Origin of the sequence: uncultured Chitinophaga sp. (assembly GCF_937898475.1) — a bacterium.
Classification (GTDB): Bacteria; Bacteroidota; Bacteroidia; order Chitinophagales; family Chitinophagaceae; genus Chitinophaga.
The window spans coordinates 156,491-181,083 of sequence record NZ_CALEJS010000042.1; the positions used below are offsets into that span (position 1 = coordinate 156,491).

General features: G+C 49.7%; 24 protein-coding genes. 12 read left to right on the forward strand and 12 right to left on the reverse strand.

Going from position 1 to position 24,593, the window contains the following annotated elements:
- Window position 1 precedes the first annotated feature (1 nt).
- Entirely contained in the window at window positions 2–1,306 is a 1,305-nt protein-coding gene (locus Q0577_RS26220) for an amidohydrolase family protein (RefSeq protein ID WP_298741675.1), read from the forward strand.
- Between the two features lie 39 nt (window positions 1,307–1,345).
- Here Q0577_RS26220 and Q0577_RS26225 read toward each other — a convergent pair whose 3' ends face one another.
- Together Q0577_RS26225 and tyrS are read right to left on the reverse strand one after the other, a co-directional pair.
- On the reverse strand, window positions 1,346–1,951 hold the full coding sequence (locus Q0577_RS26225; protein ID WP_298741677.1) for a hypothetical protein: 606 nt from the start codon (window positions 1,949–1,951) through the stop codon (window positions 1,346–1,348).
- A 79-nt stretch (window positions 1,952–2,030) separates the two neighbouring features.
- Complete coding sequence (gene tyrS / locus Q0577_RS26230) at window positions 2,031–3,314, reverse strand: tyrosine--tRNA ligase (RefSeq protein WP_298741679.1); 1,284 nt, start codon at window positions 3,312–3,314, stop codon at window positions 2,031–2,033.
- A 126-nt stretch (window positions 3,315–3,440) separates the two neighbouring features.
- Here tyrS and hscA point away from each other — a divergent pair, with 126 nt between their 5' ends.
- Complete coding sequence (hscA, locus tag Q0577_RS26235) at window positions 3,441–5,297, forward strand: Fe-S protein assembly chaperone HscA (protein WP_298741681.1); 1,857 nt, start codon at window positions 3,441–3,443, stop codon at window positions 5,295–5,297.
- A gap of 171 nt (window positions 5,298–5,468) precedes the next feature.
- Complete coding sequence (locus Q0577_RS26240; RefSeq protein ID WP_298741683.1) at window positions 5,469–5,699, forward strand: hypothetical protein; 231 nt, start codon at window positions 5,469–5,471, stop codon at window positions 5,697–5,699.
- Between the two features lie 122 nt (window positions 5,700–5,821).
- Here the strand turns inward: Q0577_RS26240 and rfbD are convergent, their stop codons facing one another.
- The 6 genes from rfbD to Q0577_RS26270 are packed head-to-tail and all read right to left on the reverse strand — an operon-like array spanning window position 5,822 to window position 11,733.
- Window positions 5,822–6,688 carry a dTDP-4-dehydrorhamnose reductase gene (gene rfbD, locus Q0577_RS26245; protein WP_298741684.1) on the reverse strand — a complete coding sequence of 289 codons (867 nt, stop codon included), beginning with the start codon at window positions 6,686–6,688 and terminating at the stop codon, window positions 5,822–5,824.
- A 5-nt stretch (window positions 6,689–6,693) separates the two neighbouring features.
- The gene (gene rfbC / locus Q0577_RS26250) at window positions 6,694–7,254 is read right to left on the reverse strand and encodes a dTDP-4-dehydrorhamnose 3,5-epimerase (RefSeq protein ID WP_298741686.1); all 561 of its coding nucleotides are present in this window, start codon (window positions 7,252–7,254) and stop codon (window positions 6,694–6,696) included.
- Between the two features lie 7 nt (window positions 7,255–7,261).
- Window positions 7,262–8,317 carry a dTDP-glucose 4,6-dehydratase gene (rfbB, locus tag Q0577_RS26255; protein WP_298741688.1) on the reverse strand — a complete coding sequence of 352 codons (1,056 nt, stop codon included), beginning with the start codon at window positions 8,315–8,317 and terminating at the stop codon, window positions 7,262–7,264.
- 7 nt (window positions 8,318–8,324) lie between these two features.
- Entirely contained in the window at window positions 8,325–9,269 is a 945-nt protein-coding gene (locus Q0577_RS26260; protein ID WP_298741690.1) for a UDP-glucuronic acid decarboxylase family protein, read from the reverse strand.
- 13 nt (window positions 9,270–9,282) lie between these two features.
- Window positions 9,283–10,596, reverse strand: a complete 1,314-nt coding sequence (locus tag Q0577_RS26265; protein WP_298741692.1) for a UDP-glucose/GDP-mannose dehydrogenase family protein — start codon at window positions 10,594–10,596, stop codon at window positions 9,283–9,285.
- 9 nt (window positions 10,597–10,605) lie between these two features.
- Window positions 10,606–11,733: a DegT/DnrJ/EryC1/StrS family aminotransferase gene (locus tag Q0577_RS26270; protein WP_298741694.1), complete on the reverse strand. Its 1,128-nt coding sequence runs from the start codon at window positions 11,731–11,733 to the stop codon at window positions 10,606–10,608.
- Between the two features lie 110 nt (window positions 11,734–11,843).
- Between Q0577_RS26270 and Q0577_RS26275 the strand changes: the two genes are divergently transcribed.
- Complete coding sequence (locus tag Q0577_RS26275) at window positions 11,844–13,133, forward strand: glycosyltransferase N-terminal domain-containing protein (RefSeq protein WP_298741696.1); 1,290 nt, start codon at window positions 11,844–11,846, stop codon at window positions 13,131–13,133.
- Here Q0577_RS26275 and Q0577_RS26280 read toward each other — a convergent pair.
- Window positions 13,103–13,918 (reverse strand): hypothetical protein, encoded by an 816-nt coding sequence (locus Q0577_RS26280; RefSeq protein ID WP_298741698.1) that lies wholly within the window; start codon window positions 13,916–13,918, stop codon window positions 13,103–13,105. The two genes, Q0577_RS26275 and Q0577_RS26280, sit on opposite strands and share 31 nt — an antisense overlap.
- 163 nt (window positions 13,919–14,081) lie before the next feature.
- Here Q0577_RS26280 and Q0577_RS26285 point away from each other — a divergent pair, with 163 nt between their 5' ends.
- Window positions 14,082–14,651, forward strand: coding sequence for a thymidine kinase (locus Q0577_RS26285; protein ID WP_298741700.1), 570 nt, complete (start codon window positions 14,082–14,084; stop codon window positions 14,649–14,651).
- 4 nt (window positions 14,652–14,655) lie between these two features.
- Here Q0577_RS26285 and Q0577_RS26290 read toward each other — a convergent pair whose 3' ends face one another.
- Window positions 14,656–15,147, reverse strand: a complete 492-nt coding sequence (locus tag Q0577_RS26290) for a GtrA family protein (protein WP_298741702.1) — start codon at window positions 15,145–15,147, stop codon at window positions 14,656–14,658.
- Window positions 15,148–15,202: 55 nt separating this feature from the next.
- Window positions 15,203–16,687, reverse strand: a complete 1,485-nt coding sequence (gene accC / locus Q0577_RS26295) for an acetyl-CoA carboxylase biotin carboxylase subunit (RefSeq protein WP_298741704.1) — start codon at window positions 16,685–16,687, stop codon at window positions 15,203–15,205.
- A 380-nt stretch (window positions 16,688–17,067) separates the two neighbouring features.
- Between accC and Q0577_RS26300 the strand changes: the two genes are divergently transcribed.
- The 4 genes from Q0577_RS26300 to Q0577_RS26315 all read left to right on the forward strand — a co-directional run bounded on the left by Q0577_RS26300 (window position 17,068) and on the right by Q0577_RS26315 (window position 20,278).
- Window positions 17,068–17,739 carry a heme exporter protein CcmB gene (locus tag Q0577_RS26300; RefSeq protein WP_298741706.1) on the forward strand — a complete coding sequence of 224 codons (672 nt, stop codon included), beginning with the start codon at window positions 17,068–17,070 and terminating at the stop codon, window positions 17,737–17,739.
- A 184-nt stretch (window positions 17,740–17,923) separates the two neighbouring features.
- The gene (gene ccsA / locus Q0577_RS26305; RefSeq protein ID WP_298741708.1) at window positions 17,924–18,586 is read left to right on the forward strand and encodes a cytochrome c biogenesis protein CcsA; all 663 of its coding nucleotides are present in this window, start codon (window positions 17,924–17,926) and stop codon (window positions 18,584–18,586) included.
- Window positions 18,583–18,822, forward strand: a complete 240-nt coding sequence (locus Q0577_RS26310) for a CcmD family protein (RefSeq protein WP_298741710.1) — start codon at window positions 18,583–18,585, stop codon at window positions 18,820–18,822. The genes ccsA and Q0577_RS26310 overlap by 4 nt, the downstream gene beginning before the upstream one ends.
- Window positions 18,823–18,859: 37 nt before the next feature.
- A complete protein-coding gene (locus Q0577_RS26315) occupies window positions 18,860–20,278 on the forward strand; it encodes a Glu/Leu/Phe/Val dehydrogenase (protein WP_298741711.1) in 1,419 nt (472 codons plus the stop codon).
- A gap of 81 nt (window positions 20,279–20,359) precedes the next feature.
- Here Q0577_RS26315 and Q0577_RS26320 read toward each other — a convergent pair whose 3' ends face one another.
- Window positions 20,360–20,806, reverse strand: coding sequence for a type I restriction enzyme HsdR N-terminal domain-containing protein (locus Q0577_RS26320; protein WP_298741712.1), 447 nt, complete (start codon window positions 20,804–20,806; stop codon window positions 20,360–20,362).
- Window positions 20,807–20,864: 58 nt separating this feature from the next.
- Here Q0577_RS26320 and Q0577_RS26325 point away from each other — a divergent pair, with 58 nt between their 5' ends.
- The 3 genes from Q0577_RS26325 (at window position 20,865) to queA (ending at window position 24,568) form a co-directional block, all read left to right on the forward strand.
- A complete protein-coding gene (locus Q0577_RS26325; protein ID WP_298741713.1) occupies window positions 20,865–21,635 on the forward strand; it encodes an AMP nucleosidase in 771 nt (256 codons plus the stop codon).
- 39 nt (window positions 21,636–21,674) lie between these two features.
- The gene (locus Q0577_RS26330) at window positions 21,675–23,429 is read left to right on the forward strand and encodes an ABC transporter ATP-binding protein (RefSeq protein ID WP_298741714.1); all 1,755 of its coding nucleotides are present in this window, start codon (window positions 21,675–21,677) and stop codon (window positions 23,427–23,429) included.
- Between the two features lie 89 nt (window positions 23,430–23,518).
- A complete protein-coding gene (queA, locus tag Q0577_RS26335; protein WP_029464719.1) occupies window positions 23,519–24,568 on the forward strand; it encodes a tRNA preQ1(34) S-adenosylmethionine ribosyltransferase-isomerase QueA in 1,050 nt (349 codons plus the stop codon).
- Window positions 24,569–24,593 lie beyond the last annotated feature (25 nt).

Genomic DNA, 24,593 nt, shown 5'->3' on the forward strand with positions numbered 1-24,593 from the left:
AATGGTAAAAAAGAACTTCATATATATAGCATGCCTGGCTGCATTGAGCGGCGTCAAAGCCTTTGCGCAGGAAACCGTATATCCCGCTCCGGCCCAACAAAAGGCGCTGCTGCTCACCAATGCCACTATACATGTGGGCAACGGGCAGGTAATAGAAAATGGCAGCATTGCGTTTGCCAATGGCAAGATCACTGCGGTAGGCGCCAACGCGCAGGGCGAAGCAGGCGCCCAGGTAATAGACCTCCAAGGGCAGCACGTGTATCCCGGCATTATTGCGCCGGCCAGCAGCCTGGGTCTGACGGAAGTAGAAGCGGTACGCTCTACCAACGACTACAGCGAAGTTGGGGAGTTAAACCCTTCCGTACGCGCACTGGTGGCTTACAATACCGATTCAAAAGTGATCAACACATTGCGCTCCAACGGCATACTGCTGGCGCAAACTGTTCCGGAAGGCGGGATGTTGTCCGGCACTTCTTCTGTAGTACAGCTGGATGCCTGGAACTGGGAAGACGCCGCCTATAAATCAGACGACGGGCAACACCTGTACATGCCGCAGTTACTGCCTTCCTCCAATCCTTTCCGGGCAGCCCAGCAAACACCTGCCAGGGACCGGGTAAAGGAAGCGCTGGAAAAGATAGAACAGCTGCGCGCCTTCTTACGTGAAGCGCAGGCATACGCTCAGGAAAGCAAACATGCGGAAACGAACCTGAAGTTTGAGGCACTGCGCAAGCTGTTCACCAAGGAACAGAAACTGTACATACATTGCAACCTGGTAAAAGAGATCCTGCTGGGCATCGATATTGCCAAAGAGTTTGGGTTTGACGCCGTGATTGTGGGCGGCGCCGACTCCTGGCTGGTGGCAGATATCCTCAAACAGCAGCGTATTCCCGTGATACTGGCGCAGCCACACAGCCTGCCCGTAACACAGGATGATGATGTGGATCAGCCCTATAAAACAGCGGCACAGCTGCAAAAAGCGGGCGTACTGTTCTGCATCAGCAATGAAGGTTTCTGGCAGCAACGCAACCTGATGTTTGAAGCCGGTACGGCCAGCGCCTATGGCCTGACCAAAGAAGAAGCGCTGAGCGCCGTTACGCTGAATACCGCTAAGATACTGGGTATTGATAAAGTAACCGGATCACTGGAAGTGGGGAAAGACGCCAACATTGCGGTAAGCGCCGGGGATATACTGGATATGAAATCGAATAAAGTAACACATGCGTTTATACAGGGGCGTGAAGTGAATCTGGATAATAAGCAGAAGCAGTTGTATGAAAGGTATAAGTATAAATATGGGTTGAAGTAAGTAAAAAGTACGGGGCGCTTCAGCAAAAGGAGGCGCCCCTTATTTAATTCCGTACCTGATCCCTGCCTTGTTGAACAGGTTTTTGATCATGTCCAGTTTCTGATCGCACATTTGCCCCAGCGATATTTGATCGCTGCTCTCCCTGGTGTTATGGCATTCAAAGCAAATCTCGATAAAAGCAAAGGCCTCTCCCTTATCATCCCTGAAAAGTATTGCATTCCGCGGGCTATAGCATAGCAGTGCTTTCTGGCCAATTATGGGGCCGGCAAATCCGTAGTTGTATAAGATATCGGTAAGCTCATCGATCTGTGCAGGGCTGAGCGTTTTTTCTTCCTTAACAGTCATGGCAGGGGGGGCAACACCGTCCACTATAACCCCGGGGTCGGGGCTTACAACGATGACTTCCTTGTCTGCGGTAATTTTCACCAGGCCATCGAATGAAACAAGTTGAACAACGGCAGACATATTGAAAGGATAATTCTTCCTTCTTTGTTCCGGTGAATGACGAGTGTTTTTGGTGCAGTGATGATTACGTTTTTCTGCTGCTGCCGCTGCTTTGCTGAGTGTTTGAGACGGCGTTTGCCCGTACAGTGCCTGTGTCAGCAACAGGAGGGGGACGGATATTAATAATGGTAGTTTGTTCATAGGTATGCCGGTTTATCAAAAGAGGCCATATCACTGGTATGATATAGCCTCTTCCGTTTATAATGATAGGTTCGATATTTTACACCGCCTTTACGAGGAAGTAATTATTTCTTCCCTTCTGCACCAACAGATACTGATCGCGCAGCAGCAGGCTGGCGTTCACCACCAGATCCATGCCTTCTACTTTAGTTTTATTGATGCTGATGCCGCCATTCTGGAGCATCTTACGGGCTTCGCCTTTGCTGGGCAGTATTTTGGCATCTGCCAGGAAGCTGATGATATCCTTACCGGTTTCCAGCTCAGTACGGGCAACATCCACCTGCGGTACGCCGCTCATTACTTCCAGCAGCTGTTCTTCGGTGAGTGACTGGAGAATAGCAGCTGTATCGTTACGGAACAGCATCTCAGAAGCCTGTACGGCAAATTCATATTCTTTTTCACCATGTACAAAGATGGTCACTTCCCTGGCCAGTCTTTTCTGCAGCTGGCGCATACCGGGGTTCTGGCGGTGCTCAGCGATCAGTGTATCTACGGTAGGCTGGTCCAGGAAGGTGAACATGCGGATATAGTTCTCTGCATCTTCGTCGGTGGTTTTGATCCAGAACTGGTAGAACAGGTACGGAGAGGTGCGTTTAGGGTCCAGCCACACATTACCCGATTCGGTTTTACCGAACTTGGTACCATCTGCTTTTTTTACCAGCGGGCAGGTAAAGGCAAAGGCTTCACCACCGGCCATACGGCGCACCAGCTCGGTGCCGGTTACGATATTGCCCCATTGGTCGGATCCGCCCATCTGCAGTTTACAGTTCTTAGCGGTGTACAGATGGTAAAAATCATACCCCTGTATGAGCTGGTAGCTGAATTCTGTGAAAGACATGCCGCTGTCGCCTTCCAGTCTTTTCTTTACAGAATCCTTGGCCATCATATAGTTAACGGTGATGTGCTTGCCAACATCCCGGATAAAGTGCAGAAAAGAGATATCCTTGAACCAGTCGTAGTTATTCACCATTTCGGCGGCATTGGGTTTGGCCGGGTCAAAGTCCAGGTATTTTTCCAGCTGGGCTTTGATGCCGCGTTGGTTATGCTGGAGGGTGTCCAGGTCCAGCATTTTACGTTCTTCCGCTTTAAAGGAAGGATCGCCCACCATTCCGGTGGCGCCGCCTACCAGCGCAAGGGGTTTATGACCGGCTCTCTGCAGGTGCACCAGCAGCAGGATGGGTACCAGGCTGCCGATGTGCAGGGAATCTGCCGTGGGGTCAAAACCCACATAAGCGGTGGTCATTTCTTTTTGTAACTGCTCTTCCGTACCGGGCATAATATCCTGTAACATGCCGCGCCAGCGCAATTCTTCTATCAGGTTCATTGGTGCTGTTGATATTAAAATTTGTGCAAACCTAATAAATAATTAGCTATTACCTGTTGGCAACCGGCTATTAGCGCTTGGCCCGCTCTTTGATGATGGATCCACAGCTAATAGTTATTTTTGAGTATGGCAAAGATCGGCACCAACCCGGTAACAGGAGGTTCACAACAACAGGAAATGATCGTAGGCATTGATCTGGGCACTACGAACAGCCTGGTGGCTATTATACATCCTGCGCTGCGGCAGCCGGTCACCCTCCGTGAATTCAACAGCAGCGCCCTGGTTCCTTCGGTGGTGCATTTTACGGAAGAAAGCACGGTAATAGTGGGCGATAATGCCCGTGAACTGCTGATCACGCACCCCCGCCAAACCATCTACAGCGCCAAACGCCTGATGGGGAAGTCTTACAATGACCTCCGGGAAAAGGCGGAATATTTTTCCTATCGTATACATGATGATAATGCCGAAAGCCTGGTAAAGGTGCAGGTAGGCAGCCGGTTCTATTCTCCTATTGAATTATCCGGCTATATCCTGAGAGACCTGAAGGCCCGGGCAGAACATATACTGAAAACGCCGGTGAGCAAGGCGGTGATCACGGTTCCTGCCTATTTTAACGATGCGCAGCGGCAGGCCACCCGCGATGCCGGTAAACTGGCGGGCCTGGATGTGCTGCGTATCATCAACGAGCCTACTGCCGCCAGCCTGGCTTATGGTTTGGGTTTAAAGCCGGATGAAGACAAGACCATTGCCGTGTACGACCTGGGAGGTGGTACCTTTGATATTTCCATCCTGAAGATATCCAAAGGCATCTTTGAAGTGCTGGCCACCAACGGCGACACCTACCTGGGCGGGGATGACCTGGACAGGGCCATTATGGAACATTGGGCCTGGCTACACGAAATATCTCCCGAAGCCCTGGGCAGCAACAAAGGTCTGGCGCAGGCGTTCCGCCTGAAGGCGGAGGAGGCCAAGAAACAGTTATCCGTAACTGATTACTACGATGCCCGTTTACATAATTACGAACTGCAGCTTACCAGGGAACAACTCCAAGAGCTGATCCGGCCCCTGGTTGAAAAGACCATGGAAAGCTGCCGCAAGGCCCTGGCAGATGCGGGGCTTACTGTAAGGGATATTGATACCGTGATTATGGTGGGCGGCTCTACCCGTGTACCGATGGTGAAAGAAACCGTTGCCGCTTTCTTTGGAAAGCCGGTGAACGACAGCCTGAATCCCGATGAGGTGGTAGCCCTGGGCGCCGCCATACAGGCCGATATACTCGCCGGCAATAATAAGGACTTCCTGTTACTGGATGTAACGCCGCTGTCGCTGGGCATAGAAACCATGGGCGGCCTGATGGATGTATTGATTCCCCGCAACTCCAAGATACCCTGCAGCATAGCCCGAAGCTATACTACCCAGAAAGACGGGCAGACCGGTATGAAGATAGCGGTATACCAGGGAGAACGTGACCTTGTAAAGGACAACCGCAAACTGGCGGAATTCAATCTTACCGGTATCCCTGCAATGCCGGCAGGCCTGGCCAAAGTGCAGATCTCTTTCCTGCTGAATGCAGACGGCATCCTGGTGGTGAAAGCCGCGGAATTACGCAGCGGGGTGGAACAAAGCATTGAAGTGAAACCGCAATATGGTCTTAGCGGCGAAGAAGTGGAGCAGATGCTGGTGGCCTCCATTACCCATGCAAAGGAGGATATACAAACCCGTTCCCTGGTGGAAGCACAGACAGAAGCCCAGCAACTGCTGGATGTAACGGCCACCTTCCTGGAAAAGAACGTTGAAATGATCTCTGAAGAGGAACAACAGCGCACCAGGGAAGCCATGAACGGGCTGCAGGATATCATTGGCAGTGGTAACAGGGATGCCATACATGAAAAGATTGCCTACCTGAACGATGTAAGCCGCCCCTTTGCAGAACGACTGATGGATAAGGCCCTGAAAGCAGCCATGGCCGGGAAGAAGATCTGACGCGGCCTGGGAGTGGGCAGCAGACGTTCACGGCGTCTGAAAGTGCCCGGATTGCTCCGTACAACTACGTAATTTCAGAAATTCAGCTTTACTACTGTCTCTTAACCCTTTTTACCGGCGCATCTTTGCACCCGTTACCAGATTTTCTAAATAATAACAACCCCATAAGTGATGACAGGTAAACTTTGTGCAGGACATATTTTCCCGGTAAACAGATCTTCAAATATTGCCACCACCAGTTACCGGACCGCTACCAAACCGGCGTTCAAGCGCCCCGCGCCAGCAGTGAACATTGTTTTCAGCAACGGATCTTTTTATGTACGCTCTGCTGACATACTGGATATTTTTTACGGCGGCTGGGGAAATGCAGACGAAGAAGAAGATCAGAGTAGTACCTTTTGATGATTTGTACGTTTTAATAGCAGCCAAGCAGTTTAGTTTTCATATATAGTCTAGCCCCAAAAAAGAAACGGCCGCTCTGTATTACCAGGGCGGCTGTTCTATTGTAAGATAATATGATGTGCTTACAGCTGTTGCAGGCACTGCTGCAGGCTATCTCTCCAGTAAGGAATGCTGATACCAAATGTATCCCGGATCTTTTGTTTGTTCATTACGCTGTACGCCGGGCGCTGGGCCGGGGTTGGGTACTGGTCGGAAGTGATAGGCGATACCTCGCAGGCGGAGCCGGTGAGTTCTTTTATAGCCACTGCAAAATCATACCAGCTGGTAACCCCTTCGTTGCTGTAATGGTAAACACCGCCGATAGCTGTCTCGGAGTGCTCTGCACGATGCGCCAACACCTGCAGGATCACCCGGGCCAGGTCTACTGCGTAGGTGGGCGAACCCACCTGGTCAAATACCACGTTGAGGGAGGGGCGTTCCTGCATCAGCTCCTTCATCCGTTTTACGAAGTTGACGCCAAACTGGGAGTATAACCAGGAAGTACGTATCACCACTGTATCAGGGTTGGCGCCCAGGGCAGCTGCCTCTCCACGTAGTTTTGAGGCGCCGTAGATGCTCTGGGGGCTGGCTTCATCGTTTTCCGTATAAGGGAGGTAGTAACGCCCGTCAAATACATAATCCGTAGAAATATGCACAAGCTGGGCGCTATGCTGCAGACATGCTTCCGCCAGGTTCAGCGCAGCTTCAAAGTTTAACTGAAAAGCCTTTTCCTCTTCCGTTTCGGCCTTGTCCACTGCGGTATAGGCGGCGCAGTTAACGCAGGCATGAATGGGATGCTGAGAAAAAAACTCAGCTATAGCAGCGGCATTGGTTATATCCAGTTCCTGATAGTCGGTATAGATAAAGTTAAAGGCAGGGTAATTGCCTGCGATTAATTTTATAGCTTGTCCAAGTTGGCCGTTAGCGCCTGTTACCAGAATGTTTTGCATGTGCATTAGGAATTATAAACGAAGTTATGTTGACTTTCCGCCAATGTTGGCAATACCTGGTCTTTATCAGAAACGATGGCATCTTTCAGGTCAATGCCCCAGTCTATGTTCAGCGCAGGGTCGTTATAAATGATACCGCCTTCACTGGCCTTGTGGTAAAAGTTGTCGCACTTATACATTACTTCCGCGGTTTCGCTCAATACGGCATAGCCATGGGCAAAGCCTTTGGGCACCAGCAGCTGTAATTTATTTTCTGCGCTCAATTCTATGGTGAACACCTTTCCATAGGTGGGTGATCCTTTCCGGATATCCACCACTACGTCCAGTATACGGCCTTCCAGGGCCCTAACCAGTTTAGTCTGGGCATAGGGTTCCAGCTGGTAGTGCAACCCACGCAATACGCCATAGGTAGAGCGGGCCTGGTTATCCTGTACAAAAGGGAAGTGCAGGCCTTCCTGTTCAAAGGCATTTGCATTGTAGCTTTCAAAGAAATATCCGCGGCTATCGGCAAAAACCCGGGGCTCATATATTAGCAGGTCTGGTATTCCTGTTTCCGTAAAAGGCATGATTGCGTTATCTTTTTTGATATTGTTCTTCGTAATACTGTTGGTAGGCCCCGCTGGTAACATGATCCAGCCAGGCTTCATTGGCCAGGTACCAGTCTACCGTTTTTTCCAGTCCTTCTTCAAACTGCAGGGATGGCTGCCAGCCCAGTTCTTTATTCAGCTTGGTGGCGTCAATGGCGTAGCGCAGATCATGCCCTGCCCTGTCTTTCACGAAGGTGATCAGCTGGGCGGAAGTACCGGGCGCACGGCCAAGTTTCTTATCCATAATCATACACAGCAGGTTAATGAGGTCGATGTTCTTCCACTCATTAAAGCCGCCGATGTTATAGGTTTCTCCCACACGGCCCTTATGGAAAATGGTATCTATAGCCCTTGCATGATCTTCTACCCACAACCAGTCCCGTACATTCTCACCCTTCCCGTACACCGGTACAGGTTTGCTCTGCCTGATGTTGCTGATGGCCAGCGGTATCAGCTTTTCCGGGAAGTGATGGGAGCCGTAGTTATTGGAGCAGTTGCTGATGATCACCGGCATGTGGTAGGTATGATGGTACGCCATCACAAAGTGATCTGAACTGGCTTTGGAAGCAGAATACGGAGAACGCGGATCGTAAGGGGTTTCTTCTGTGAAGAAGCCTTCAGCGCCCAGGCTGCCGTATACTTCATCAGTAGACACATGGTAGAACAGCTTGCCTTCCATATTGTCCTGCCAGTATTTGCGGCTGGCATTCAGCAGGATGGCTGTGCCCAGTACATTGGTCTTGATAAAGGCCAGCGGATCCATGATGGAGCGGTCTACATGGCTTTCTGCCGCCAGGTGTATCACCCCGTCAAACTGGTATGCAGCAAAAAGCCTGTCAACCAGCGCTTCGTCTGTTATATCACCTTTTTCAAACACATAATTCGGCTTGTCCTTTATGTCCACCAGGTTTTCCAGGTTGCCGGCATAAGTAAGTGCGTCGAGGTTAACGATCCTGTATTCAGGATATTTGGAAACAAATAACCGCACTACATGCGATCCGATAAAACCTGCGCCTCCGGTAATCAATAAAGTACGTTGCATAGTATAATTATTTACTTAAGGCCTCCTTAAAATATTCATAAGTGATCTTCAGTCCTTCTTTGCGGCTTACTTTAGGTTCCCAGCCCAACAGCTGTTTAGCCTTGCTGATATCCGGCTTCCGTTGTTTGGGATCATCCTTTGGAAGCGGCATATATACGATCTGTTGTTTGGTGCCCGTCAGCGTAATGATCTCTTCTGCAAACTGCTTCAGGGTGATCTCTTCCGGGTTGCCGATATTCACCGGCAGGTGATAATCGCTGAGCAGCAGGCGGTATATACCATCTACCAGGTCATCCACATAGCAGAATGAACGGGTTTGCATACCATCGCCAAACAGTGTCAGATCCTGACCCGTAAGGGCCTGGCTCATAAAGGCGGGCAGGGCACGGCCGTCGTCGAGGCGCATACGGGGACCGTATGTATTGAAGATCCTGACGATCCTGGTTTCCACACCATGGAAGTTATGGTAAGCCATTGTGATGGACTCCATGAACCTTTTGGCTTCATCATATACGCCACGCGGTCCTACCGGGTTCACATTGCCCCAGTATTCTTCTGTCTGTGGGTGTACGGTAGGATCGCCATATACTTCGGAGGTAGATGCTACCAATATGCGTGCCTTTTTTTCTTTGGCAAGGCCCAGCAGGTTATGTGTGCCGAGTGAACCCACTTTCAGGGTCTGGATCGGTTTTTTGAGATAATCTATCGGACTGGCCGGAGATGCAAAATGCAGGATATAATCCAGTTCTCCCGGAACGTGCACAAATTTGGTAACATCGTGATGATAATATTCAAATTCAGGCAGGGGGAAGAGGTGTTCAATATTTTTGATATTACCCGTCAGCAGGTTATCCATGCCAATTACATGAAATCCTTCCTTAATGAACCTGTCACAAAGATGTGATCCCAGGAAGCCGGCTGCACCGGTTATTAATACGCGCTTTTTACTCATAACAATTTTAGGTTTAAGGCTTTGCCACTGCACGGCCTACGCTTTCGTAATGAAATCCCAGCTCGTGCATGCGTTGTACGTCAAACAGGTTTCTACCGTCAAAGATCACTTTATGTTTCAGGATCTCATTGATCTTATCAAAATCGGGTGTTCTGAACACGCTCCATTCTGTGGCAATGATCAATGCATCAGCATTTTCAAGGCAGTCATACTGATGCTCGGCATACTGGATCTTGTTGCCGATTACCTGTTTTACGTTGGGCATTGCTTCAGGGTCAAACACGCATATTGTTGCGCCTTCTGCCAGCAGCGCGTTAATGATATATAACGCCGGCGCTTCTCTGATATCGTCTGTATTGGGCTTGAATGCAAGTCCCCACAGTGCAAAGCGCTTTCCTTTAAGGTTGCCGTTATAGTAAGCTTTTATTTTGGGGATGAGGAATACCTTTTGCCTTTCATTTACGTCCATTACTGCATTCAGGATCTTGAAATCGTAGCTCACTTCCTCAGAAGATTTTACCAGTGCCTGTACATCTTTCGGGAAGCAGCTGCCGCCGTACCCGATGCCGGGAAAGAGAAAGCGTTTGCCGATACGGTCATCGCTGCCGATGCCTCTGCGCACCATGTCTACATCAGCGCCCAGTTTTTCGCAGAGGATGGCCACTTCATTCATGAAAGATATTTTGGTGGCCAGGAAAGAGTTAGCGGCGTATTTGGTCAGCTCGGCGGATCTTTCGTCCATATACAATATCGGGTTGCCCTGCCGAACAAAGGGGGCATACAGATCGCCCATCACTTTGCGGGCTCTTTCAGAAGTGGTGCCTATCACTACGCGGTCGGGCTTCATGAAGTCTTCTACGGCTACTCCTTCACGCAGGAATTCGGGGTTGGATACCACATCAAATTCCACTTTGCAGTTTTTGGCGATGGCGGCATGAACTTTCTCTGCCGTACCAACGGGAACGGTGCTCTTGTCTACGATAACTTTGTAGTCTGTCAACAGTTTGCCCAGTTGTTCTGCTACTTTCAGTACGAATGACAGGTCTGCAGCACCGTCTGCACCGGGAGGGGTAGGTAATGCCAGGAAGATCACCTGTGCTTCACGGATACCTTCTTCCAGGCTGGTGGTAAAATGCAGGCGTTCCTCCTTGAGGTTGCGCTCAAATAGTTTTTCCAGTCCGGGCTCATAGATCGTGATCTGCCCGGAGGATAATTTTTTAACCTTGTTCTCGTCTATATCCACACATGTGACATTGTTCCCTGTTTCAGCAAAACAGGTGCCGGTAACTAGGCCTACATAACCGGTTCCTACTACGGTAATTCTCATTGGGGAAGTTTAGTTTAAGAATGATTTAACTGAATTAATAATGTACTCTTGTTGATCCTGATCCATTTCAGTGTGTATCGGTAAGGAGATGACCTTGGCGGTCAGTGCGTCAGTAACAGGTAAATTAAATGCAGCTCCCCCAAAGTCTGCAAACATCTTTTGCCGGTGAGCAGGTACCGGGTAATAGATCATAGAGGGGATATTGCGCTCCTGCAGGAACTTTTGCAGCTCATCCCTGCTGGCGCCGTTCAATTGTAAAGTGTATTGATGGTAAACGTGATAGCTGTAAGGCACACGACCGGGTGTGGTGATCTGCGGCACATTGGCAAAGGCAGCATCATAGGCGTCTGCCACTGCGCGGCGGGCGTTGATATACTCATCCAGCAGGGGCAGTTTTATACGCAGCACCGCTGCCTGCAGGGTGTCCAGGCGGGAGTTCAGGCCTACCACATCATGGTAATAGCGGGCAGATTGGCCATGGTTGGCCACCATTCGCATTTGTGCGGCCAGGGTATCGTCGTTGGTGAAGACGGCGCCGCCGTCACCGTAACATCCCAGATTTTTGGAGGGAAAGAAGGAGGTACAGCCGATGTGACCGATGGTACCGGTCTTTTTAACCGTTCCGTTCTTAAAGGTATAAGTACCACCTATGGCCTGGGCATTGTCTTCTATGACGGGAACGTTATATTTTTCAGCAATGGCCATCAGCGGTTCCATGTCAGCGCTTTGCCCGTACAGGTGTACCGGAACAATGGCTTTGGTTTTTGGTGTGATGGCTTTTTCAACCGCAACAGGGTCCAGGCAGTAAGTTACAGGGTCTATATCCACGAATACCGGTTTCAGTTGCAGCAGGGCGATCACCTCTGCGGTGGCAATGAACGTAAAGGAGGGGGTGATCACTTCGTCGCCGGGTTGTAAACCTAATGCCATCATGGCTATCTGCAATGCGTCTGTACCGTTGGCACAGGGTATAACGTGTTTAATATCCAGGTATTGCTGCAGTTCCTGTGCAAACTGCTGAACAGGGGCGCCGTTTATGAAGGCGGCATTCTCTAGCACCTCATGGATAGCAGCGTCAACCTGCGGTTTTATCTTTGCATACTGACGTTTCAGATCCACCATTTGAATAGGAACCATGCGGAATAGGTATTTTAAAATGTTTTAAAGTGTGCAAATTTACAAAAATTGGCGTTGGAAGGCGATTATCTTTGCTGAAGTATAAAATATAGATAAAACTGAAGATCAGTATGGTGGAAACCTTCATTTACAACATCGGCATCCGGCTGTACCAGGCCGGGGTAAACATCGCCGCGGCAACCGGTAACCGTAAAGCCCGCCTCTGGCTGGAAGGCCGTAAAGGCTGGGCCGCCAGGATGAAAAGGGAGCTGGAGGGTGAAACCGGCCCCCTGGTATGGGTACACGCCGCTTCGCTGGGAGAATTTGAACAGGGAAGACCGGTAATGGAAGCGCTGCGCAAACAGTACCCGGGTTATCGCCTGTTACTTACCTTTTACTCGCCTTCCGGTTACGAGGTGAGAAAGGATTATAAGGGCGCCGATCATGTGTTTTATCTTCCCCTGGATACACCGGGAAATGCCCGGCAGTTCCTGGATATTGTCCGTCCCAGCCTGGCAATTTTCATCAAATATGAGTTCTGGTATCATTTTATGACGGGGCTGTATAAAAGGCAGATACCGTTTGTGCTGATCTCTGCGATCTTCCGTGAAGACCAGGTCTTCTTTAAATGGCATGGCGGCCTGTTCAGGCGGCTGCTGCGTTTGCTCTCCCATATTTTTGTACAGAATGAGTCATCCCGTCAGCTGTTGCAGCAGATTGATATTGAGCATGTTACGGTGAGCGGCGATACCCGTTTTGATCGGGTATGGGCCCTGGCACATGAGGCGGTAGAGTTGCCGCTGGTAAAACAGTTTGTGGGCAACAAACGCACCATTGTAGCCGGCAGTACCTGGGCAAGCGACGAAAGCGCCCTTGCCGCCTGGTGGGCAGGCCATTACGAGGCAGACAGGCGTCTGATCATTGCGCCGCATGAGGTGAATGAGCCACACATCAGGAAGCTGCTGGATCTGTTTCCCGGTGCAGTGCGCTATTCGGAACTGGGCGGCGCCAGGGTGGAGCACAATGGTTATGAAGGTGAACATCCGGGTACGGTACTGATTATTGACAATGTAGGGATGCTGTCCTCCCTGTACCGTTATGCCTGCGTGACGTATATCGGCGGAGGTTTTGATCCGGGGGGGATCCATAACATACTGGAGCCTGCTACTTTCGGTAAGCCCATCGTGTTTGGTCCGGTGTACGATAAATATGCCGAGGCGGTAGAACTGCTGGCATCCGGCGGCGCGGTCAGCGTGCCCAATGATCCTGCCTTAGCGCAGCAAATGGAGGAACTGCTGCTGGACGATACATTGTGTACAAGAACGGGAGATGTGGCCAGCAAATATGTTGCAGACAACAAGGGGGCTACAGACAGGATCCTTTCTTATATTCAGGAAAAGCGCTTTTTAACCAAAGAATAGAAATGTTGTACCGGCCGGGTATCATCCAGCCATCCCTGCCGGATCTTTAATTCCCTTTCTATCCAGTATTCTGCCTCCTGCAGGGTGTGGCATTCATTGATCGTTTTGATGGAACGCTCGTACATGTCTACATCACCGCGGAACAGTTCCTGTATGAACTGGAATTTGTCGTTAATGCCGATGGCTTGTTTAAGGTCTTTCACCGGCATATCGCCAAGCCTGTCTGCCACTTCTGTTATGCTTTGTTTGAGCCTGTCGTTCAGCGAGGTGCTTTTCTGGGAAACCAGTTCATTGATCTCCCGGCGCAGGCCGTTGGCTTCTTTTGCCCTGGGCGCCGGCGCAGGTTTCTCTACATCAAACAAAGTGGCGGTCACTGGTTTACGCTCCTGAACAGGCGCCGGAGAAGGAGCAGGAGGCGGCGGAGGCGGAGGCGGCGGTGGCGCAACTTGTACCGGTTCGGGTTGTATGCGTTCAGGTGCAGGTATGCTGCGCTTTTCGGGCGCAACGGTAGCAGTATCAAGGTGGTTTGAATTCGTATGTCCGTTATGGTGGTGAGCGCCGTTTGTTGCCGCTGCTGCGGAAACGGTCTGGGCTGCCTGTGAGGGCATGATCACCGCTATAGTGCTCTGTGACGATTTTTGACTTTGATCCTGCGCTTTCTGCAGGGTACGCGCATGCAACACCTCAACCTGCAAAAGTTGCGCATAATAGGATATGGTTTGCAGGTCTGCGTTGGAATTCTTCAATTCCTGTAATCTGTCAATTAATGCATTGATCTTTTCCATAGTGTCAGGTAGTGCACAAATCATGCTTTAATTATTGATAGTAATCGCAACGTATTGAAGGTAATCACAACCAATCTGTAATTGGTTAACGCTGTGTAGCAGAATTTATTTTATTTGCATAAAGTTAGCGTTTTTAGCGTATTTACTAATAAAAACTGATGATATGTTTATTGAACCTTCCCTGGCCGGAGAACGCAGAGGATGGATTGAAGTGATCTGCGGTTCCATGTTTTCCGGAAAAACGGAAGAGCTGATAAGAAGATTGAAAAGAGCCAGGATAGCCAACCTGAGGATTGAGATATTTAAACCGGGTATAGATGTGCGTTATGATGAACAGAATATTGTATCGCACGATGAAAACAAAGTGGTGTCTACCCCGATCGATAACTCTCAGCAGATATTGCTGCTGGCGCAGGAAGTAGATGTGGTGGGGATAGACGAAGCGCAGTTCTTTGATGCAGAGCTGCCCTATGTTTGCGACCAGCTGGCGCTGCGCGGTGTACGCGTAATAGTGGCCGGTCTGGATATGGACTACAAAGGGCGCCCTTTTGGCGTGATGCCCGATCTGCTGGCCAAAGCAGACTACATCACCAAGCTGCACGCTATCTGTGTAAAGTGCGGCAATATTGCAAGTTTTTCCTACCGTAAGGCAGCCGGTAAAGAAACAGTATTACTGGGAGAACAGGATAAATACGAACCCCGTTGCCGGTATTGTTACTACGAAGTGGAATAAAATTTTAGAAAACTTTTAACTTTTCTGGTTTCACTTTAAAGGTGAATTTTTTCTGCGTAAGATAGCTGAAGCACACAACGAAGAATGTGGTCAGTATTTTCGAAATGGTTGGATAGATGTGGAGATACTCAACAAAGAGTTTCATGAACAGGTAGTTCAGCAGCAGGCAGGCAGCCACCTGTACAAAGTAGCGGAACAGCTGGATACGACCGCGCAGGTTAGACTCTGAGAATACGATATACTTACTGAGCAGGAAGCCGGTAGGGAAAGTGATAGACATCGCCATGAACAGCGCTGCTATGGGCGAGCTGATGGTTAGCGAGGGCAGGTGCAGATCCTGCTGATGCAGTACAAAATTGTACATAATGTAATAAAGCACGATATCCAGCAAGGTATTACCGCCGCCGCAGGCCAGGTAGCGGAAGGTCTGCAGGGGCATTAGCCTGGCGAAGGGCCGGTAAAAAAAATCTATTACTTGGAGGATAAGGTTCTTCATATTAGAGAATTACTACAAATTTAAAGCTTTTTGCCTGTAAGCCAACTGCAGGGTATTATCTTAATGTTCTTCTTTTTTTCCATTGATGTTCCGGCGCAGTTGTGTTGACCGGTAACTGGGCCGTTTTGCTCTCCTGCCAGATCTGTGCAGCCAGGATAGCTGCAGCCTGAATGCTTGCAGCATCAGGAGTGTTCAGCAGGGAGGGGGCAAAATACTTGCCAATAAAATGGGTGTCAAATTTACCTTCAATAAAGGCGGAGTGCTGCAATGCCCAGCGGCCAAAGGGCAGGGTGGTATGGATGCCTTTCACCTGGTACTCATCTATAGCGCGGATAAGGCGTAAACGGGCTTCTTCGCGGTTATTGCCCCAGACAATCAGTTTGGCGATCATGGGATCGTAGTAGATGGGAATGTCCATTCCCTGCTCATAGCCGTCATCTACCCGTACGCCATAGCCCTGCGGGCGGATATAGGTTTCCAGCGTACCGGTGTCAGGCAGGAAGTTATTGGCGGGATCTTCTGCGCAAAGGCGTAATTCTATGGCATGCCCGTTGATCTGCAGGCTTTCCTGTGTAAAGCTTAATTTTTCTCCCATGGCAATGCGGATCTGCTCTTTTACCAGGTCCAGCCCGGTAATCATCTCTGTGACCGGGTGCTCTACCTGCAGGCGGGTGTTCATCTCCAGGAAATAGAAATTCAGCGATTCGTCTACCAGGAACTCTACGGTACCGGCTCCGTAATAGTTACAGGCCCGGGCCACATCGAGGGCACATTTACCCATGGCGGCACGTATGCCGGGCGTTAAGCAGGAGGAGGGCGCTTCTTCTATCAGCTTCTGGTGACGGCGTTGTACACTGCACTCGCGCTCAAACAGGTACACATAGTTACCATGCTGATCACCCAGGATCTGGATCTCTATATGCCGGGGGGCTCCCACATATTTTTCTATGAACACGGCATCATCTCCAAAGGCGTTCATGGCTTCACTTTTAGCCAGCCTGATCTGCTCCGGCAGTTCTTCCTCCCGTTCAACCACGCGCATGCCCTTTCCGCCGCCACCAGCAGAAGCCTTGATCAGGATGGGGAACCCTGTTTTGCGTACCACCTGCCTGGCTTCTTCAAGATCCCGCAGGGGTGTTTCTGTACCAGGTACCATGGGAACACCAAATTGCTGGGCGGCCTGTTTGGCTGCCAGCTTGCTGCCCATCATTTCTATGGACGGGGCGCTGGGGCCTATGAAAATAAGGCCGGCATCCTTTACGGCCTGGGCAAAACGGGCATTTTCGCTTAAAAAGCCGTAGCCGGGATGAATGGCATCTGCGCCGGTTTGCCGGGCCACTTCAATGATCTTATCACCCAGCAAATAAGACTGGCTGGAAGGGGGCGGACCGATACAAACAGCTTCATCTGCATATTGTACAAAAGGCATGGTACGGTCTGCCTCTGAAAAGACAGCCACTGTTTTGATCCCCATTTCCCTTGCAGAACGCATTACCCGCAAAGCAATCTCCCCGCGGTTCGCCACCAGAATTTTTTGCATGCTGTTGTGATTGTTAAGGAGCGAATATAGGCACAAATCACAAATACTTGCTAATTAGGCGATGAGTACTATAGCCAACGGCAGTAACCGGGCTGGTTTGAAGCAATGAGTCAACACCTGCTAAACACTTACATGGCACTCACTAAGCACTCACTAAGCACTCACTAAGCACTTACTAAGCACTTACTAAGCACTTACTAAGCACTTTCTAAGATGGTACTAAATTAACACCCAAGGCATTCGGCGTGTAGATGGCTAGTAAACCCCACGCAGAACTAATGTTGAGCTGGATTTAAGGTGGACCTGAGGTGGACTTGATGCAGGTTTAAATTGTACCAGTTTTTGGGGCGGGCTTGTATTGTCCTATTTTTGCCAGCGAAATGGCACAACAAACCACTGCTCTCCATCGAACGCTTACCCTGGTAAAGAAAGACCTGGTGCTGGAACTTCGCCAGAAATATGCTTTTTACGGCGTGCTCCTGTATATTATTTCTACTGTATTCGTTATCAATATGATGATGGGGCACCCGGAAGAACAGATCTGGAATGCCCAGTTCTGGGTAGTACAGCTATTTGTGTCGGTGAACGCCATTGCCAAAAGCTTTATGCAGGAAAGCAGGGGGCGGCTGCTGTACTTCTATTCGCTGGTGCATCCGCGCAGCTTTATTGCTGCCAAGCTGCTGTATAACATACTGTTAATGGCCATCATGAGTATTATTGCCCTGGTGAGCTGCCTGATATTCCTGGGTAATCCCATTATCAACGTCTGGTATTTTGTGGGGGTAGTGATGCTGGGGGGCGTCAGCCTTTCGCTGTTATTTACCATGCTGGCGGCCATCGCCGCCCAGGCTAACCAGAATGCGGCGCTGATGGCGATCATGGGTTTCCCGATCATGATGCCCCTGCTGATGCTGCTGGCCAATATAGCCCGCTCTGCATTTGTTCCGGTTTTTCAACCCGGCCTGCCTAATATGTTCCTGCTGCTGGCGGGGATGGATGTACTGATCGTGGGCCTGGCCATGATACTCTTCCCGTTCCTTTGGAAGGACTAGAACGTTTGAGCGTTTAATAGTTTGACAGTTTGAGGGTTCGTAAACGGTTCAGGCCCTTAAACCTTGAAACGTTCAAACTTTTAAACCTTCAATCTGTCCAACTTTCAAACCGTCAAACTCCCCAACTAATTTTGTGATTAGTGATAAAACCTGTAGGTTTGCCCCCAATATAGATGACAAAAAAATGGCAAAACATTGGTGGAAAGCGCTGGCGGTACTACTGCTTTTATTCACACTCATAGCGGGGTTCCTGGTGAAGATACCCGCGATAGAGAATAACGAACAATCCACGCGTAATCTCTTCTTTCATGTACCGATGTGGATAAGCATGTATACGCTGTTCACCATCTCCGTAGTCAATTCCGTTCTTTATCTCACTAAATACGATCTGAAAAAAGACATACTGGCCAGTTCTGCAGCCAATGTGGGTGTATTGTTCGGCGTTATGGGCTTTACTACAGGTTCGGTATGGGCTACGTACACCTGGGGCAGTACCCTCACCAATGATCCCAAGCAGATCGCTACGGCGGTGGCGCTGCTGATCTACATGGCCTACCTGGTGTTGCGCCTGTCTATACATGATATTGACAAAAGGGCAAGAGTATCGGCCATTTACAACATATTCGCCTTTGCAATGTTAATTCCTTTGACCTATATCATCCCCCGTATGGTAGATTCCCTGCATCCGGGCAGTGCAAGCAGTCCGGGGTTCCGCTCCCAGGATACCGACGGCACACTGATGATGGTATTCTATCCCGCTTTTACCGGCTGGACATTACTGGGCGTATGGATCTATACCTTGCGCGTACGCTATAAGAGACTTGAGCTTAAAAATATTTTTAAATGATCAACAGAGCGTCTTACTTCTTCTTTACCCTTTTTTTACTGTGCACTTCCCTGATGGCGCAGGCGCAACAACAGAACACAGAGACTGGTCCCATTAACGAGATGTTGCGCAGCAACGGGAAAATATATGTGGTAGTGACCGTACTGGTGATCATCTTCATCTTTATCATACTGTACCTGGTCCGGCTGGACCGCAAGATCAGTAAGCTGGAACATCAACAACAGTCTAAACCATAATCATAACCAAAACAATAGATCTCCAAAACAATTTTTTATGTCGCAAGAACAGCATTATAACTTTTTTGAAAGTGTGCAGAAGAGCTTCGACAAAGCCGCTCAGTACACCAAATGGGAAAGGGGTATCCTGGAGCAGATCAAGGCCTGCAATGCCGTATACCGCATTAAATTCCCGGTAAGGGTGGGAGATAAGATCGAAGTGATCGAGGCTTACCGTGTACAACACTCTCACCACAAGCTGCCCTGTAAAGGTGGTATCCGCTTCAGCGAAGAAGTGAACCAGGATGAGGTAATGGCCCTCGCCGCGCTGATGACTTACAAATGCGCCATTGTGAACGTGCCTTTTGGCGGCGCCAAAGGCGGTATTAAGATCAATCCCCGCAATTACACCCCCTTCCAGCTGGAAAATATTACCCGCCGCTACACGGCAGAACTGGTGAAGAAGAACTTCATCGGCCCTGGTGTGGACGTGCCCGCGCCTGATTACGGTACCGGTGAAAGAGAAATGAGCTGGATACTGGATACTTACATGAGCCTTCGCCCCGGTGAAATAGACGGTTATGGTTGTGTGACTGGTAAGCCGGTTTCACAGGGTGGTGTTCGCGGCCGTAAGGAGGCCACCGGACTGGGTGTATTCTATGGTTTGCGCGAACTGTGCAACATTAAGGAAGATATGCAGCGGCTGGGACTGCAGCCCGGCCTGGAAGGCAAGAAAGTGATCGTTCAGGGTATGGGTAACGTGGGTTACCACGCTGCCAAATACTTCCACGAAGCAGGCGCTGTTGTAGTTTGCCTGATAGAGTGGGACGGCGCCATCTATAACGAAAAAGGCCTTGACCCGGAAGCTGTGCTGAAACACCGGAATGAAACAGGCTCTATCGTTAACTTCCCCGGCGCAGTGAACCTGAAGAAAAATACAGACGGCCTTGAAATGGAATGCGACATCCTGATACCGGCTGCACTCGAAAGCGTTATTCATAAAGATAATGCGCCCAACATCAAGGCAAAGATCATCGGCGAAGCGGCCAACGGCCCGATAACTGCCGATGCAGATGTTATCCTGAACAAGAAAGGCGTGATCGTAGTGCCGGATATGTTCCTGAATGCCGGCGGTGTAACCGTTTCCTATTTCGAATGGTTAAAGAACCTGAGCCATGTGCGTTATGGCCGTCTGGGCAAACGTTTTGATGAGAATATGAACATACATATCCTGAGCACCATTGAAGACCTTACCGGTAAAAAGGTGTCTGACCAGGAAAGAAAATTCATTGCACACGGGGCGGATGAAGTAGACCTGGTATATTCAGGCCTGGAAGAAACCATGCATGCTGCTTTACACGAAGTGCGCGAGATCATGGTCTCCAACAGCAAGATACACGACATGCGTACCGCTGCATATGTTTGCGCTATTGATAAGGTAGGCGCGGCTTATGAGCAATTAGGCATATTCCCGTAAGAGAGTCTGAGGGTTTGACAGGCTGAAGGCGCCTGAACAGGGGCTTCTTCAAACTGTCAAACCCCCAAATCTTAAAAGGTATTATTCCCCATAACCCGGCATCTCCGTCACAAACTCCCATTCTTCTTTTTCGGGCCTGTAAAGGCAGCACCAGGTATGCACGCCGTTGGTGATCACCAGGTATACCGCGCGCAGCACCATATGGTAGCGTACAATCTGTTCTACTGTTAAGAGGTTTAGCGGCACATTCATTTCCTTACACTCCACTATCATCCAGGGCAGCATATTGCGGTCATATACCACAATGTCGCAGCGCTTTTTCAGTTCTCCCAGGTAGATCTCCTTTTCAATGCCTATCAGTGATGCAGGGTATTGCAGGCTTTTTACCAGGTATTGCAGAAAGTTTTGTCTGACCCATTCTTCCGGTGTAAGCGTTACATATTTCCTGCGATAGCGGTCAAATATCAGGTCTTTGTTACCTTCCCGTACCATTTTAAAATCGGGAGCAGGGAACTCAATGGCGATCATAACACAAAGCTAAGACAAAATGTCACCAAAATGATGTACATTTGCGTGTCAAAAGGCTATGAAGACAAAAGAAGAAATAGTAGCCAATTGGCTTCCCCGCTACACAGGAGAAAAGCTGGACAATTTCGGCTCCCACATCCTCCTTACCAATTTCAGTAATTATGTTACCTCTTTTGCAGAATGGAATGACGCCGAGATCGTAGGTATCGGCCGTCCTATGCAATGTGCCACCGCAGGCGATATCAGCATCATCAATTTCGGGATGGGTAGTCCCAGCGCCGCCACGGTGATGGACCTGCTCAGCGCCATCCACCCCAAAGCGGTACTGTTCCTGGGCAAATGCGGAGGGTTGAAGAAAAAGAATAACATCGGAGACCTGATCCTGCCCATAGCGGCTATACGCGGTGAGGGTACCTCCAACGACTACTTTCCCCCGGAAGTACCGGCACTACCTGCATTCGCTTTACAGAAAGCTATTTCCACCAGTATCCGGGAGTATGGATGCGATTATTGGACAGGTACCTGCTACAGCACCAACCGCCGGGTATGGGAGCATGACACAGAGTTTAAGCGTTACCTGGAAAGGATCAGGGCAATGGCGGTAGATATGGAAACTGCCACCATCTTCTCTGTTGGCTTCTTCAACAAGATACCCACCGGGGCCCTGCTGCTGGTAAGTGATCAGCCTATGGTGCCGGAAGGCGTAAAAACAGAAGAAAGCGATAAGAAAGTAACCTCCGAGTATGTGGACCGACACCTGAGGATCGGGATAGACTCTCTGAAGAACCTGATCAACAGCCATCAAACGGTAAAGCATCTACGATTTTAGAATTAAGATTTTAGATCGTAGATTTATCTAAAATCGTGTATGCCCGATCAGCTGGTCTCCATTCAGGATCTCACTGTCACCTTCTCTGTAGAGCAGGAACAGGTGACGGCGGTGAACAATATCTCGCTGGATATTCCCCGCGGCAGCATTACGGGCATAGTAGGAGAGTCGGGCTCAGGTAAATCCGTAACTGCATTATCCCTGATGCGCCTGGTGCAATCACCGGGCAGGATTACCAGAGGCCGCATTCTTTATCATGCTTCGGCACAAACCCCGGTAGACATTTTACAGCTATCGCCCCGCCAGATGCAGGACTGGCGCGGCAATGAAATAGCGATGATCTTCCAGGAACCTATGACCTCCCTGAATCCCCTTCATACCTGCGGCGAGCAGGTGGCGGAAGCGATCCGCATTCACAGGAAAGTATCCCCCGCAGTGGCCAGACAGCAAACAATTGATCTTTTCCGGCAGGTAAAGCTGCCAGACCCGGAAAAGCTGCTGCGCCGTTATCCCCATGAACTTTCAGGCGGCCAGAAGCAGCGGGTGATGATCGCCATGGCAATTTCCTGTCAGCCTAAACTATTGATAGCAGACGAGCCCACCACCGCGCTGGATGTGACCGTACAGAAAGCTATCCTGGAGCTGTTAAAAGAATTGCAGCAGCAAACGGGTATGAGCATTGTATTTATTACGCATGACCTCGGGGTGATCGCAGAAATAGCAGACCAGGTGGCTGTAATGTATAAGGGGAGTATTGTTGAACAGGGGAAGGTGGCAGAGATCTTCCGCCATCCCCGTCACCCCTATACGAAAGGCCTGCTGGCCTGCCGCCCGCCGCTGGACAGACAACTGTACCGCCTGCCGGTAACTCCTGATTTTATGGAGGTAGATGCCGCGGGTAATGTCAAAGAAAAGCCTTCTGCTGTCAAAACACTGGTGAACAGCCTGACCGTACCGCCTGAACAGCTGGCCGCCCGTGAGCGCCAGTTGCAGGAAAGCCCGCTCTTGTTGCAGGTAGAGCAATTGCAAACCTGGTTCCCGGCTTCCCGCAGTCTTTTCGGCAAAGTAAAGGGATGGGTAAGAGCGGTAGATGGCGTAAGTTTCACCGTACGCCAGGGGGAAACTTTGGGACTGGTAGGAGAATCGGGTTGCGGGAAGACCACCCTGGGCCGTACATTGCTGCGGCTTGTAGAACCAACAGGGGGCAATATTGTTTATAAAGGCAAAGACCTGAACAGTTTGGGGGCTGCTGAGTTACGCGATCTCCGGAAAGATATGCAGATCATCTTCCAGGATCCTTATTCTTCGCTTAATCCCCGTTTAACGGTGGGGGAGGCTATTATGGAACCTATGCAGGTACATGGCCTGTATGCAACGGAGCGGGACCGTAAGGAAAAGGCGCTGGAGCTGCTGGAAAAGGTGCATCTTCGCCCGGAACATTTTTATCGTTATCCGCATGAGTTTTCCGGGGGGCAGCGGCAACGGGTTGTGATTGCGAGGGCATTGGCCCTGCATCCTTCCTTTATTATCTGTGATGAATCAGTGGCAGCCCTGGATGTAAGTATACAGGCGCAGGTACTGAACCTGCTGATCAGCCTGCGGGAAGAGTATGGCTTTACCTATATTTTTATTTCTCATGATCTTTCCGTGGTACGGTTTATGAGTGATCGTATGATGGTAATGAACAGGGGCAAAATTGAGGAAAGCGGTCCGGCGGGTCAGATATATGAGCACCCGGCCAGTCCGTATACCCGGCACCTGATAGCCGCTATTCCGAAAAATATGTATACATAAGGTGCTGTTTATTAGGTTTTGGAATATTTTTTGGTAACCTTATGAGATATCAGTACCTTTGCAACCTTTAAATTCATTCATACCGTAATATGAAATTATCGCAATTCAAATTCGATCTCCCTTTAAATCTGATCGCGCAGCACCCTTCCAAAACAAGAGATGAGTCCCGTTTAATGGTGGTGAACCGTGCCACGGGAAAAATTGAGCACAAGGTATTCAAGGACATTATCGGTTACTTCAATGATAAGGATGTAATGGTAGTGAACAATACGAAGGTGTTCCCTGCAAGGCTGTATGGACGTAAGGAGAAGACTGGCGCCAAGATTGAAGTATTCCTGCTGCGTGAGCTGAACAAGCAGAACCGCCTGTGGGACGTGATAGTAGACCCTGCACGTAAAATAAGGGTGGGTAACAAGCTGTATTTCGGGGATGACGAATCGCTGGTAGCGGAGGTGATTGACAACACGACGTCCAGGGGCCGTACCATCCGTTTCCTGTTTGAGGGCAACGATGATGAGTTCAAGGCTGTGCTGGATACACTGGGTGAAACTCCTTTACCAAAGTATATCAAACGTAAACCGGAAGACGAAGATAAAGAGCGTTACCAGACCGTATATGCAAAGTTTGAAGGCGCGGTAGCGGCTCCTACGGCGGGTTTGCACTTTAGCCGTGAGCTGATCAAACGTCTTGAAATAAAGGGTATCAAATTTGCCGAAGTGACCCTGCACACCGGTTTAGGTACCTTCAGGCCTATTGAAGTGGAAGATCTCAGCAAACATAAGATGGATGCGGAGTATTTCCACATAGATGAATATGCCGTTAAGATCGTGAACAAGGCAAAAGACGAGAACCGCAAGATCTGCGCTATCGGCACCACTACCGTCAGGGCGGTGGAGTCTTCAGTAACGGCACAGAACCATCTGAAGGCGGCAGAAGGATGGACCAATACCTTCATTCACCCGCCCTATGATTTTTCTATCCCGAATGCGCTGGTGACTAATTTCCACCTGCCTAAAACCAGCCTCCTGATCATGGTTTGCGCTTTTGCAGGGTATGATCTGATCATGGAAGCTTACCAGCAGGCTATCAAAGAGAAATACCGTTTCTTCAGTTATGGCGATGCCATGCTGATCCTTTAATCATATTTTACTCTTCAAAAAAGTC